The organism is Bacillus smithii (assembly GCF_001050115.1).
GTDB classification, from domain to species: domain Bacteria; phylum Bacillota; class Bacilli; order Bacillales; family DSM-4216; genus Bacillus_O; species Bacillus_O smithii.
The window spans coordinates 886,752-900,410 of the sequence record NZ_CP012024.1 but is presented as its reverse complement, the minus strand read 5'-3'; the positions used below and the strand labels follow the sequence as shown (position 1 = coordinate 900,410).

General features: G+C 39.1%; 12 protein-coding genes. 4 read left to right on the top strand and 8 right to left on the bottom strand.

The genetic code is table 11. The annotated features are described in order from the left end of the window. The first annotated feature begins 384 nt into the window (after window positions 1-384). Window positions 385-1,389: a transposase gene (locus BSM4216_RS04255; RefSeq protein ID WP_156179197.1), complete on the top strand. Its 1,005-nt coding sequence runs from the start codon at window positions 385-387 to the stop codon at window positions 1,387-1,389. Window positions 1,390-1,486: 97 nt separating this feature from the next. After that, the gene (locus BSM4216_RS04250) at window positions 1,487-1,969 is read left to right on the top strand and encodes a hypothetical protein (protein ID WP_156179199.1); all 483 of its coding nucleotides are present in this window, start codon (window positions 1,487-1,489) and stop codon (window positions 1,967-1,969) included. Between the two features lie 284 nt (window positions 1,970-2,253). Here the strand turns inward: BSM4216_RS04250 and BSM4216_RS04245 are convergent, their stop codons facing one another. Together BSM4216_RS04245 and BSM4216_RS04240 are read right to left on the bottom strand one after the other, a co-directional pair. Further along, entirely contained in the window at window positions 2,254-2,985 is a 732-nt protein-coding gene (locus BSM4216_RS04245; RefSeq protein ID WP_048622850.1) for an FUSC family protein, read from the bottom strand. Window positions 2,986-3,117: 132 nt separating this feature from the next. After that, on the bottom strand, window positions 3,118-3,741 hold the full coding sequence (locus BSM4216_RS04240; protein WP_003353731.1) for a TVP38/TMEM64 family protein: 624 nt from the start codon (window positions 3,739-3,741) through the stop codon (window positions 3,118-3,120). 253 nt (window positions 3,742-3,994) lie between these two features. On the opposite strand from BSM4216_RS04240, the gene BSM4216_RS04235 reads away from it, so the two are divergent. Then, the gene (locus tag BSM4216_RS04235; protein WP_048622849.1) at window positions 3,995-4,387 is read left to right on the top strand and encodes a YhjD family protein; all 393 of its coding nucleotides are present in this window, start codon (window positions 3,995-3,997) and stop codon (window positions 4,385-4,387) included. 187 nt (window positions 4,388-4,574) lie between these two features. On the opposite strand, the gene BSM4216_RS04230 is transcribed toward BSM4216_RS04235, so the two are convergent. Next, window positions 4,575-5,132, bottom strand: a complete 558-nt coding sequence (locus BSM4216_RS04230; protein ID WP_048622848.1) for a competence protein ComK — start codon at window positions 5,130-5,132, stop codon at window positions 4,575-4,577. A 192-nt stretch (window positions 5,133-5,324) separates the two neighbouring features. Here BSM4216_RS04230 and BSM4216_RS04225 point away from each other — a divergent pair, with 192 nt between their 5' ends. After that, window positions 5,325-5,555, top strand: a complete 231-nt coding sequence (locus BSM4216_RS04225) for an IDEAL domain-containing protein (protein WP_048622847.1) — start codon at window positions 5,325-5,327, stop codon at window positions 5,553-5,555. A gap of 376 nt (window positions 5,556-5,931) precedes the next feature. On the opposite strand, the gene BSM4216_RS04220 is transcribed toward BSM4216_RS04225, so the two are convergent. From BSM4216_RS04220 to BSM4216_RS04190, 5 genes are all read right to left on the bottom strand, one after another. Continuing rightward, window positions 5,932-7,203, bottom strand: coding sequence for a M48 family metallopeptidase (locus BSM4216_RS04220; protein ID WP_048622846.1), 1,272 nt, complete (start codon window positions 7,201-7,203; stop codon window positions 5,932-5,934). A gap of 361 nt (window positions 7,204-7,564) precedes the next feature. After that, entirely contained in the window at window positions 7,565-8,230 is a 666-nt protein-coding gene (locus tag BSM4216_RS04210) for an enoyl-CoA hydratase-related protein (protein WP_048622844.1), read from the bottom strand. 576 nt (window positions 8,231-8,806) lie between these two features. After that, the gene (locus tag BSM4216_RS04200; RefSeq protein WP_048622842.1) at window positions 8,807-9,721 is read right to left on the bottom strand and encodes an NAD(P)/FAD-dependent oxidoreductase; all 915 of its coding nucleotides are present in this window, start codon (window positions 9,719-9,721) and stop codon (window positions 8,807-8,809) included. A 413-nt stretch (window positions 9,722-10,134) separates the two neighbouring features. After that, entirely contained in the window at window positions 10,135-10,872 is a 738-nt protein-coding gene (locus BSM4216_RS04195) for an MBL fold metallo-hydrolase (protein WP_048624390.1), read from the bottom strand. Between the two features lie 357 nt (window positions 10,873-11,229). Beyond that, the gene (locus tag BSM4216_RS04190) at window positions 11,230-13,611 is read right to left on the bottom strand and encodes a YhgE/Pip domain-containing protein (RefSeq protein ID WP_048622841.1); all 2,382 of its coding nucleotides are present in this window, start codon (window positions 13,609-13,611) and stop codon (window positions 11,230-11,232) included. Between the last annotated feature and the right edge of the window lie 48 nt (window positions 13,612-13,659).

Below are 13,659 nucleotides of genomic sequence, written 5' to 3'. Positions count from 1 at the left end.
CAACATCTATTGTTACCAGAATAACAAACATACGTTCGTATTGTCAAATACAATCTTGTTCTACACATAAATTTCACTTTTAAAGAATTATCCGGTTCGACAAAAAGGAAAGTTTATTAAAGGGGACCCGCAGCTGAATATGGCAGATTTATCTATCACCTTTGCAAAAGTGATCTCGAGTCCTAACCGATCTTATTGTGAGCGGAAAAACAGAACGATTCTCATACGCATACAGTTATTTTGTTATTTTTTGCGCTGCTGGGAATATTGCAGCATGACTGGTACAAAAAGAGGTTGCAAAAAAAAACTTAGACGGAATAAATAACACTAACATTAAATTTAGGTTATAATAGACCTGAATTTTATTTAAGTTGGTGATTATTTATGCGTACCAAAAATAGATTAAATCCAATCGAATCAAAATACTTTAGACCCGAGATAACTAATTGTCCAGAATGTGGTAATAAATTAGTATACTGTCACCCTGTTTGGAGAAAAACAATTTCTACCCTAAAAGGTGAATTTAAAATCATAAATCTAGGATACCGATGTGAGAATAACTCCTGTTCTAATGACACCGTATATCGTTCAGCTGAAGCCGAACAATTAAGTATGAAGCACATTACTTATGGAATGGATGTCATCGCATATATCGGATATTTACGGTTTAAAGAACATAAGACTCGATCTGAGATAGCTACTATCTTATCGGAAAAAGAAGTAAAAATTTCTGAGAGGCAAGTACAGAAACTTTATGAAAGATATGCGTTATTACTGCGGGCAAGCGTTAAAGAAAATATGAAAGAGACATTAGAAAATATTGTGAAAGAACATGGAGGACTTGTCTTATCTATTGATGGTGTCCAACCCGAAAAAGGTAACGAAACATTGTATGTCATCCGTGAAGTTCTTAGTGGTACTATTTTAGCTGCACATAATTTAAAAAGCAGTGCTTCTCAAGAACTGATAGGTATTATTCAACCCATTTTAGACTGGGGTTATCCAATCCAAGGTTTTATCAGTGATGGGCAACAATCCATTCGTTTAGCAATTGAACAAATAGTTCCAGATATTCCGTATCAATATTGTCAGTTTCATTACTTTAAAGACATAGCCAAACCATTAGTTGAAAAAGATAGAAAACTAAAAACGAATATCAAAAAGAAGCTAAGGGGAATAAGGGAAGTTGAAAGAAAAATTGAAAATTCTCCATCTAAAAACATAGAAGAAGAGGTAGCAAGTGACTATATTGCGGCTATTCGATCCGTTCTTCTAGAAGATGGTAAGCCACCATTCGAATTACCAGGCACTTGTGTTTTTGAACGAACGAATGCGATTAAAGATTCGATTGAAAAATGCCTGGATAAAAAAGGGGACTCCTCTACTTGAAAATTTGTTCAGAATAGTCAGAAATGTGGATAACTATAAGGAAGATTATCAACTCGTAAAACGTTGGGATACACGATTTAAAAGGATTGCCACCATTATGGAACCTTCTGAGAATAAAACAAGTTTTTGGGTCGAAAACAGATTGAAGCAATATTTAAACCAAATGGAAAAAGAGCTTAATCGGAAAGAAGATCAACCGTTTGTAGAGAACCTATTAAAGTATAGTAAAGGATTTTGGAAAGGACTTTTCACCTTTTATGATTATCCACTTATACCGAGAACGAATAATGATTTAGAACTCTTTTTTAGAAGAATAAAGCAAAAACACCGAAGAATCACAGGTAGTCGGACTTGGAATCGATATATTATCCGACACGGTGAAAACATTGTATTTGTAGAAAATGTCTCTAATGAACAGGAAGGGCTACAAATGATAAAAAATGTTAATTATTCAGCATATAAAACTGAAGCGAATAAATGGGAACAACGTATTGGCGAGCATATAAAACAAAGAAGATTCAAAAAAGAACCAAATGAATATTTAAACACTATTGAAGAGAAATGGAAAAGGCACAACTAATTTATTGTGTTGGTTGTGCCGTCTAAGAAAAAAAACGGAGCCTGCAGGATCCTGAGGTTTTACGGACGACTAAAATCGTGGATGGAAGAAGGAATCACGAAGGGGTGATAATGAAATAGCCAAACGAAATCAATGCATTTTTGCTCTCTGTTCCTACCAACATAGATTTTATACTCCGGATTATGATCAAATGCTACTATACGATCCACAGTCATGAAACAGCAGTTTAAGCTAAACCTTACTGAGAAATTAAAAGCCGTTGTCAAAGCATGTATCCAGCCGATTCAAAGAGAGGCGGCAAGCGGGTGTTGTTTCAGAACAGAGAGTAGATGCTGTGCATGCCACATAGCCGGAAAGTAAAATTTTTCATTTGAAAGGTTCTCATAATTCTTATGAAATGCAATATTTGCTATTGTTTTTCCGTCATTCCAATTGCGGAGGGAAGACTCCAACAAGAAAAGGGCTCCTGCGTCAAGCCAGACTGCCAAGGATTTCAGTTTATCCGCTAATATTTCAGGCAATTCTTCCACTTCTTTCATTGCTTTTTTTGTTAAATTAGGCGGATGGAAGAATTGTTGCAGCAACAGAGCCACGGCTACCCCAATGATGGAATCTCGGATTCGATCCAATCCATATCCCTCAAGCTTATGCTCAAATGCAAAAACGAGCAGTACGCTTAGTGCAATTTGGTGCAGCATAATGCCATCAGCCCCTAAAAGGAGAGGGATGACAAGACTGACCAGCATGACAATAGCCAATGACCAGGCATTCGCATGCAAAGAAGATGCGAGAATGAAAACAGACGCTGCCCCGATGATCGTTCCGACGATTCGAGCGATTCCAAATTGGATCGTTTTCATGATCGTCGTTTGTAAACAAAGAATGAGTGAAATCGGTCCTAAATAAGGATATTTTGAACCAAATAAAATGGCCGATTCCCATGAAACGGCTGATCCAATCACCATTTTGAGAATCAGGCTTATTTTTTCTGGCATTGTCAGCTTTATTTGCCCCACCTGCATCCCTCCTGATATGTAGCAAATATCAGGAATTAGTTTGGTTTTTCCAACACGATTTATGCAATGACGAAAAGGACCGTCCTCCACTGAAATCCGTTTTCAAGCAGGAGAACAGTCCTTTTTTCTTTTTTATGTACCAGGTTGCTTTCCCTTTTTGTGTTCTTTTTCATTCAATCGCAATTCCAGCCATTTCCCTGCAAGCCAAAGGATAAAAATCACGATCACCACGATCACGGTCCGAAGCGGCTTTTTAATAAGGGAAACGACATCATGGCCAATGAAGCTGATCGTGAATATCATCACCATTTTACCAGCCACTACAGCTATGAAATACTGGTATTTTTTTATATTGGAAAGCCCGGCCACTATATTGATGAGAGCAGACGGCGTAAACGGAAAGCACATCAATAAAAAGAGCGGGCCAAACCCATGTCTTTCCAGCCAGTTCATCAATTTGCTTACCTTCGGATGATTTTTCAGAAAGCGAAGCATTCTTCTTTGCCCGAATTTCCTGATCAATCCAAAAACAAGCAAAGCGCCGGCAACAGCTCCAACCCAGGAAAACAAAAATCCTAACCAGAGACCAAAAGCGTTGGCGTTGGCCATTACAAATAAAAACAGAGGCAAAAACGGAAAAAACGCCTCCATCATGGGAAGCAAAATTCCTGGTATCGGCCCAAATGAACGATATTTTCGGATTAAGTCCATTACGTGTTCAAGTGTAAACCCATTTGTCAGAGTCTCAAAATCCATTTAATTCCTTTTCCTCTCATTCAATCCTCTGTTAACCCCTATCACTATCATTTTTCCACATTCATTATCAAAAATCCGGCAGATTTTCCGGACAAAAAGAAGATGACTTTATTATTTTATCATAACGAGATCATTTATTTTAAACATTTACACCTAAAAAGCATGGAAAAGAGTCATGGCGTGAATACTTGAAATGATGGCTTCATCTCAGTAAAATATATACGAACAAATGTTCTTTTAGGGGAGAGTAAAGATGACAAGGATTCCTCCTGATGACCGTGATGTTTTAGAACAAGCTATTTATTTGCCTATGCTTTTAACCGTTTTAAATAGAGATCTAAAAGTGGTGGAAAAAAGCCCTTTTAAGCTGAGAAATCCTTATATAGATTGGATCGCCCAAACGATAAAAGAGGTACAAAAAGATTTGGCGAACACCCGCAAATATATGCGGGACCGCCGCATGAAAGCGGAAAAAGTCCGATCAGATGATTTATTTACGATGTATGTATTTTTATATAACGGCTATGAAGAGTATCATAATTACTTTAATCCGAGACTTCGCAATAAAGTAGAAGAGTTAATGAAATATTACTTGTTCGAACGATATCATAACCCCTCTAATTCAGCCAATCCATCAAACGGATAAAAACAAACTCTTATTTCGCATAAAGGGAAGATCCGTGTTTAAGAAAGATCATGCTGGCAAGAAAGGCCTATTCCTTTACATTTCGCAATGGATCACTCGTCCACCTTTGAGGAATAAACCTTTCCGTCAGCACATGCCTTTTACTTTTAATGGAGCAAAGAACAAAGTGTTCCACTCTGGACTTCTTTTACCTGAAATGATAAGGGTGATAGCCTTCTAACGCCATTCTTTTGTCTGCATTCATCCCATATTTTTTTTCAATATGCTGCATTCTTTGTTCAAAACGAATTCTCAGCATGGCGGTACGCATAAACTGTGATTCAAAGGAGCTTCTAGAGATGGGGAGACGAAGTGATTTTCCATTGCTGAAGGTGACGGATGTTTCATAGGCATCAGCTCGGTCATAAGCCGCCACATGTTCGTGGTTGATCCATATGCAGTCGCTTTTTGCAGGAGACAATGTAGGAAACAAATAAATCGCATGAAACGGGTCCACAATGATCGGAGCTTTATGGGTAATGCCGATTAATTGTCGGGTCCCTTCTCTCCTGCCTGAATAAGACGCTCCATAGTACTTGCAGCTTCTTTTGACGACATCGAAAGGCTTCATCGTTGAAATATATTCATCCTCTACTTCCATAATTTTGGAATACACTTTTTGTCCATATTCTGCCGGAAGGATGATCATAGTTAAGGGATTGATCTCGTATTCTAACATCATTTTGTTTTTCTTTTCCTTTTCCATAGCCATTTTCTCCTTTCTTCTTTTTCCATTTTTTGATTAGCATACCATCTTTTCAAATGAATGTCTCATTCCTTTTCAAAAAACACCGATTTTTCATTTTTCAGGTAAAATTTTTCAAAAAATTATAAAATTTCAGTTGAATATTTGTCTCAAATTCCATATAATAAAAAAAAGGCATTCGAGGTGAGCGAAATGGAAAGTAAAAGATCTTATACCGAGATGATGAAGTCGAATGGAGCGCCACTCAGCCACGAGAATATGATTGATGTTTACATCGATATGCTTTTGAATGAAATCTTGTTGAACAAGGAAAAGAAACAGCTGATGGAAGAAATCGACAAAACATTGGATGCAAGAGATCGAGAATCCTTCCTTGAACTTTCCGCCAAATTGATTGAATTAGAAAAACGCTTTGGTATTTAAAAAGATACTTCTCTACATTAATCCTCACGTAAAACCAACTCATAATCATCATAAGGATTTCCCCGGACAAACGGTAAATATCCCGTATCCTTAACAGATACGGGAACCTTTTTGAGCATTTCCCCCACTTGTTTTTGTAAAAAACCGACATTCCACAATCATTGTGAACGAGAATGCAAGTGCCATGAATAGAAACGAGTCATTAGCCATTCGTTTTTATAGAAAGAGAAACAATAAATCCGGAAAAAATGTAATCCCTTGGTAACCAACAACAAAACCCAAGGGATTAGCGACTTGTCTATAAACTTCATCCTTTTAGAATAAATTATCACATTCTACTTTGGTCATGAACTGTCATTTTTCCGGCTGTCCCAAATTATTTCTGTTTTATTGGATAAGTTTCCACCATATGAATCCGTTCAAGCATCGTAGGATGGGTATAACGAAAAATTTTCACCAGAAGCGGCGGATTCACTTGGCTCAGTCCCGATTTTGTCAATTCCTGAAATGATTCTATGGCTGCTTCCTTATTTTTCGTCATTTCGATTGCATAGCGGTCCGCACGCGTTTCTTCATACCTGGAAGCCAGATTGGAAATAGGACTGGATGCAAACACCAATATGGAAATAATCAACAAGAAGAGCGGTAATGTTCTTAATTGAGAGATCGATTGGATATGGAGCTTTTGGCCATGGCGATCAATCCATCGCGCCATCCATTTGGCTGTAATCCAAAAACCGACGAACGCGAGAAGCAAATAGCCGGCAATGCCAAAATAAATATGCTTTTCAACATAATGGCACATCTCATGAGCCATGATAAACAAAATTTCATTGTCATTCAGCTTTTGAAGAGTCGTATCCCATAAAACAATCCGAGAATGAGAACCTACTCCCGTCACATAAGCATTTAAAGCATGAGTTTTCTCCGACATATCCACTTCATACACATGATTCGCCGGAATATGGGCTTTATCAGCCAATGACAAAATTTTAGATTCCAATTGTTTGTCTTTCATCGGATAAAAGTGGTTATACAAAGGATCAATCCATACCGGCTGTACGTACATTAAAAAAAAGGTAAACGGAACAAATAAGATCCAAGAAGCAAGCCACCATTTTTTGGGAAACCGCTTCATGAGCCCATACAAAATCGTCACTAATACCAACATGATCAAATAATTGACCCAAAAATCGATCACGTTGTCTTTCATCCATCCGCCGAATTCTTGAGCTGAGATATGATAGGTTTTCGAAAAATGATACGACAAATATCGAATGGGAAACATTAATACAAATGTGAGGAGAGATAACCAGAATAAATAAACAGCATTCCGAACGAACTGAAATCGGGATGCTTGATTGGCCCATTTTTCAAAAACAGTTGAAACTCCAAAGATGAGAATAAACAAATAAAGAAGCCATTCATAAGGTGTGGACAAAAAGAACAACAAATCCCGAATTTTTGAATATTCCTCGCTTAGAACTAATTCACGAGAATTTAAAAATGTCGCCGGATCGGCGCTCGTTCCTTTATATATATCCGGTACACTGCTGTTGGCAAATACAAACAAGTAATAATATATGCATAAGCCAAACAATAGATAGGCAGCTATTGCCCACAGACCCCATTTTTTCAACTCTCCCATCCCCCTTTCCTATCTTTGTCCCTTACTATTATGTGTAGTTTGGATTCATTCAAAATAGAACAAGCAATTTCTTTGCACAACTCTTCCCAAATTTTCGTTGTAAAATAGGACAAAAACATTTTACCGTTCCTCTTAACGGAAAGAAGCATGGCTCTTTCAAGAAAAATCCCCCATGATCTATTCATGGGATAATGGTCAAACAAATAATCACTTTCTTGCCTTTCATAAAACAAAAAGCACATGCCCATTACCGCCCCAAACACTGGATAGGTTCCATGACGGCGCCGTTTCAGACCTATAAGAAAAAGGTAAAACCGCAAGTATGCGATTTTACCAGTTTAATAAAAGAATGGACGATATTTTAAAAAAGATTCGGGTGACCACCGTTTTTCACAGCCGCCTTAATTTTCCGAAGCTCGTCCGCCTTGAAAATGGAAAGTTCTTCTGCGAAGTCCTTCACCCGTTCGAAAAGCTTTTCAGGGGGTGATACCCTTGTCAATAATCCATATGCATAAGCATCATGGGCATTTAAAATTTTAGTTGTTAAAATCAGTTCTAAAGCCTTGCCTTCCCCAATCAGTTTAGGAAGCCTGCGGACAGCTCCTGCATAAGGAATCGTTCCAGGGTTCTTTTGATTAAAGCCAATTTCGGCATGTCTTGAAGCAAAACGGAAATCACATGCGAGAATCAAATCAAAACCTTCATCAAAAGCCGCTCCGTTAATGGCCGCAATAGTTGGCTGAGGAAGTTCCTCCACCTTCAACAGCACTTCTCGGATTTTATTTTGAAATTTTCTTTTCTGTTCATCTGAATAAAGAGCTTCTTCGCCCCAATCGACTCCTGTACAAAAAGCTTGCTCACCTTCTCCTTGTAAAACCACGATGGAAATATCGGTACGCACACGAATTTCATCCAAATATTGCTCCAAATCCTTCAACATCTCTTCATTTAAGGAATTGGATTCTTCAGGACGATTAAAAGTAATGTACGCAATGGAGCCTTCTTGCTCGTATTTAACGAAATCCATCTGATTCGCCTCCAATTCTAGAACATACACAATCTATCTTTCTTTGATTTTTCTTTTTCCAATACCATTTTTATTTTATCGGAAAAAAGGTTCTCATGAAAAGTGTGGACCATTATTTTCTATAGAGCAAGAAAAAACAGAATCCCAGCTGTTATCACCGGCTCTTCCATACAACATATGTACAGCAAAAGTTTTATCATGAACTTTCTTGCCTGCATTCTTGCAAAAAAGCCTCAAACAGAAAAAAGCAAAGTAAAAGCCTTTTTTCCGGTTATTGGAAAGTAGCCGTGCATCTCGATTCAAATAATCAATCCCACGAATAGTCCACAACAAACAGATGCTAAGTTAGAATCGATGAAATAGAACACATTCTTATCCATTATGTTCTTTTTTTGGTAAAAATCAAGATAGAAACGGAGGTCAAACCTCCCTAAATAGTCTCCCAATCGAAAGTCATGATTCGATCCTCGTACTTCTCTGCTGTGCGAACGAATGAATACATCCTCCTGAAGGGAAAAGTTTTTTAAAACCATTACACCGCAATATTTCAAACAAATAATACGAAATCATCTGTATTTAATGCATATTCTCCAGCACATTTGAAATCAAGCTTTTATGAATCCAAATGGCTGCTTGGATCCCGTCTCCCATCGCAATGGCGGTTTGCTCGGAATGAACCGTTACATCGCCTGCCGCCCAAACATATTTGACATTAGTCATTTTTGTGCGCGGATCAGTGAGAATATGCCGATTTTTATGAAGTTGTACCCCTAATTTTTCAGCTAAGGCTGAACGAACTTCATTTCCGCCGAATCCAAGAAAGCACCGTCCCGCCGGAATCCATCCTCCATTCATAAGATGAACACCTTTAAATTGGGAACCATCGGCCAATACCTCTTTTATCGGCACCGGCACATAATGGATATTCTTATGTCTTAGCTTTTCCATCACACGTTGGCTGATGCCTGCCTGTTCATGGTCAACGTAGAAAATATCAGTGGTAAAATAAGTAAGCGCCAACGCTAAGTTGGCTCCAGCATCTCCTGACCCCATCACAATCACTCGCTGCCCTTTTACTTCAAAACCATCGCAGTCCGGGCATATATAAGCGCTGATTCCTAAACAAGGAATGATATTAGGAAACGGAGGAAGACGATCCATGACACCGGTAGCAAAAAGAAGCCTTTTGGCTCGAAAAGACGAACCATCATCACAAAACAACAGAAATTCATCCGACTCAGAACGGGCATCGACTACCCATCCCTTCCGAAATTCGATTCCTAATTTTTCCGCTTGATTTCTTCCAATGGTTCGCAATGTCCGTCCGCTGACACCATCGGGCCAGCCTAAAAGGTTATGAAAGCTGCGGCATAATACGGAGCGGCCTTGATCAGCGTCAATGACCAACACACGATGTTGATAGCGTCCTAGTTGAATGGCCGCCTGCAGACCAGCAATGCCTCCGCCAATAATAATGCAGTCATAAGTCATGGAAAAGCCCTTCCTTCCATTTAAAATGAAATCAGCACCTCTTCATTCTTTATAGTATGAAAAAAACAAATCATCATCCTTGCAAGTTTTTTCCTAAACCATTCATTAGCCGTAAAGCTCAAATTTTCTTTTTCCAGAACTCGAATCATCCGCTCGCCACATCACAGGCGAAAACAAGCGTTAAACATGAAGGAAGAACAACAATTACAAACGCTCAGCAAGAGTTTGAAACTTTGCCATCACGACTATCACAAAATTCAAATTCCGCACGGTTTTAAAACTGATCAGAAAAACTTTTTTATCAATATACTCCTTCTCATTCTTTCATATGTTTTTCATTCCCTAAAATGATCAAAAATAGATCAAAATCAACGTAAAATTTTCAGAAACAAGACTGGGCGAACTGGATTTTGTCACTTTTTAACCATTATTTGCAAATCTTTTTCTGCCAATATGACCGGTCCATTAAATTCACTTTCAGCCTCTTCTTTTAACTGATGCAAACTGCCGTACTGTGGCAAGTGGGTCAACACTAGTTTTTTCGCCCCCGATTGTGCTGCCAACCTTCCTGCTTCAGTACTTGTCATATGTCCGGCCTGATTTCCGTTCATTCCGCTAAACAAATTACTTTCACATAAAAGCAGGTCGCAATCTTTCGCAAAGTCCACAAATGCTTCTTGATAAGCGGAATCAGCCGTATAAACCAATGTGCCTTCATCTGATGCTATTTTCATCGCATAACAAGGAACAGGGTGACGTGTTTTTAAAAAACTTACGGAAAAAGGGCCGATGGAAAGTTCACTGTTTTCGTCAATCACCGAACCTTTTGTGATGTCTTTATACGTTAATGATCGATAGTCTTTACTTTCATGATGGCCATAGATAGGAAGCGTCTTGATTTCTTTATTGAAGTATTTCCTAATAAGTAAAGCATGCTGCAGTACACCGATATCCGCTACATGGTCAGCATGATAATGGGAAATCAGCACGGCATCCAAATTTTCTGGCTCTATATGGTTTTGTAAAAAAGATAGGACGCTGCTTCCGCAATCGATTAAAAGATTGAATCCGCTTTGCTGCAATAAATAACCTGAACTCGCTTCATTCGCTTTTGGATATCCGCCCCACGGGCCGATGATCGTCAATTTCATGTTTTCAATCACCTCTTCCATTAGTAAAACTTCTGTCAGCGTGATCCCCGCATTAATCAAATGGACATTTAGGGAGAGTTTGCTGCACTTTGACCTCTTCCTGTCCTTTATGATCTGCGTAAAAGGCATACTGCTTATATTGCTCTGATAGCTGCAGTGCTTTCACTCGATAAAAAGTAAAAAAATTCAACACTTCAATAGTCCTTTCACTATACTAAAAACAAAACATGTCCTTCCACTCTATTGTAAACTAATTTTGATTCTTCCTCAGAAAAATCCATAAAAATTCTGAATCTTTATCGCGTTAAAAAAGGCTGTCGGCATGCCGACAGCCCAAGGAATGAACACACTCAATCATTATGCTTCTTCCGCTGCTTGCAAATGATCAGCATATTGGCGCTTAAACACGATCATCATAAAGAGAAGTGTAATGGCCATGAATAACGCCATAAATAACAAGAGAATAACATGATTGTGCCACATATAAGCAAAATCTCCGCTTGAAATGACCGCCTTGAATGCATTGACGCTATAGGTCATCGGCAAAAAGGCGTGAACCATTTGAAACCATTTTGGAACTAATTCCAACGGGAAAGTACCGGCACTTGTCGTTAATTGGCCGACTAAGATTAAAACAGCAACAAAACGGCCAGGGTTATCACCAATCGTTACTAACATTTGAACGATCGCTATAAAGACTAAGCTGGTTAAAATCGTAGTGGCAATAAACAACGGTACGCTTTGAACTTTCAACTTTAAGCCAAGAAGCAGTATGGCCGCGGTAATCAGCGCCTGCAATACTCCGATAAGCCCCATCATGGCAAATTTGCTAAAAAACCAGGATACACCATTTTTAGGTTTGCCAAGAGGTGTTCGAACAGGATAGACAATGGTCATCATTAATGCTCCGACATAAAGTCCGAGTGAGATAAAATACGGAGCCAAACCAGTGCCGTAAGTAGGTACTTTATTAATCGGTTTTTCTTTGACGTTTACAGGTTCTGCCATCATATCGGATTGGTTTTTTCCCGCTTTCATAGAATTGGCTTGTTTGGAAGCGTCGTTTAACTTATCGTGCATTTCTTTTGTACCATTTTCTAATTGACCGGAACCTTTTGCGAGCGCATCGGCCCCTGCTGCCAATTGTTTAGTGCCGTCAGAGATTTTTTGTGAGCCTGATGACAACTGAGAAAGGCCTGTATTTAATTGATGGGCGCCGTTCGTCAGTTTGGCAGAGCCGGCTGCTGACTCGCCCATTTTTTCATTAAAAATCCCCATGTTAGAGATTAGTTGGCTTTCACCTGCTAAAAGCTTTTGACTCCCCGCATTTAATTCGTTGGAACCATTCGCCAGCTGATGAATGCCCGATTGAAGGCTTTCTTGGCCGGCAGTGATTTGTTTTAACCCACCATTCAGTTTCTGAATATTGGGAGCAAGTTGGCTGTTGATGGCGCTGTTAAGAGATTGAGCACCAGTCGCCAATTCCTTGCTTCCAGATTTTAATTGGCTGAAACCGCTGGCTACTTGCTGCTGGATCATCTGCTTTTGCTGATTGACCGATTGCGTTGGATCCGGAAGCTGTTGTTGAAATTGTTGAATAATAGAATTGACTTGATCAGCCGGTAAACCTTGCGCCAAGAGAGTCTGCTTTAACTGACCGATCATTTGCTGCGTTGCCTGCTCTTGTTTTTGAGCAGAATCATCCAAAGCGCTGTTTAGTTGGCTCACTAATTGTTGCTGGAAGCTGTCTACACCCGAATTTAACTGCTCAGCTCCAGCAGCCAAATCCTTAACGCTGCTTTGCAGTTTCGGCATTTGACCTGAAAATTGCTCAACACTCGATTGAGCTTGTCTCGTTCCATTTAACAGCTGGCTCATTTTGCCATCAACCGTATTTAAGCCTTGAGACAACTGACCGATTCCTCCGGCTAATTGTTCCGTTCCCTTTTGGACATCTTTAGCGCCCTGGTACAGTTTGTCGTGGCCAAAGGCAAGCTGATTCAATGCGGAAGATAATTGTTCAGCGCCGTTTTCGAGATTTTGCGAGCCTTTATCGGCGGAAAGGATGCCTTTATTAAATTCTAACGACTTTTCTGCCAGTTTCTCCAAATTGCCTTTCATCTGCTTTGCTCCGCCCGCAAGCTGGACAGCGCCTTTATTCAATTTTCCAGCGCCTTTGCTGGCTTCGTCCATCCCTTTTCCAGCCTCGCGAATTTTTCGAAACATCGTATCGGCATAAGTTTTTGTCACATTTTTTTGAATCGATGCGCGTATTTCTTTCATGGCTGTTCTTCCCATTTGCGCCGATAAAAAGTTATAACCTTCATTCGGAACATATTTCAAACTCATTTTTTGGGGATGATCTTCTAACAGAGTCGTAGCATCTTTTGAAAAATCTTTCGGAATCTCCACCAATAAATAATATTTTTGATGTTTTAAATCTCTATAAGCCCTTTCCCGGTTATTGTCAAAATGAAAATCAAAATCATCGTTCTTTTTTAATTTTTTTACTACTTCGTCGCCTAATTGCAGCTTTTCTCCGGAAAAATCGGCGCCTTTATCGCGATTTACTACGACGACGGGAAGTCGTTCCAAATGTCCATAGGGGTCCCAAAACGCCCATAAATAAATTCCTGCATAAAGGATCGGGATAAATAAAATGGCAAAAATCGGGATCAACAAATTTTTTCGATCTCGGAAAATCTCTTTTAACTCAGCCACAATCAATAAACGGTTCACGACAATCCCCTTCCCAATTTTTCATTTTTCATTTCATCATCATCGAGA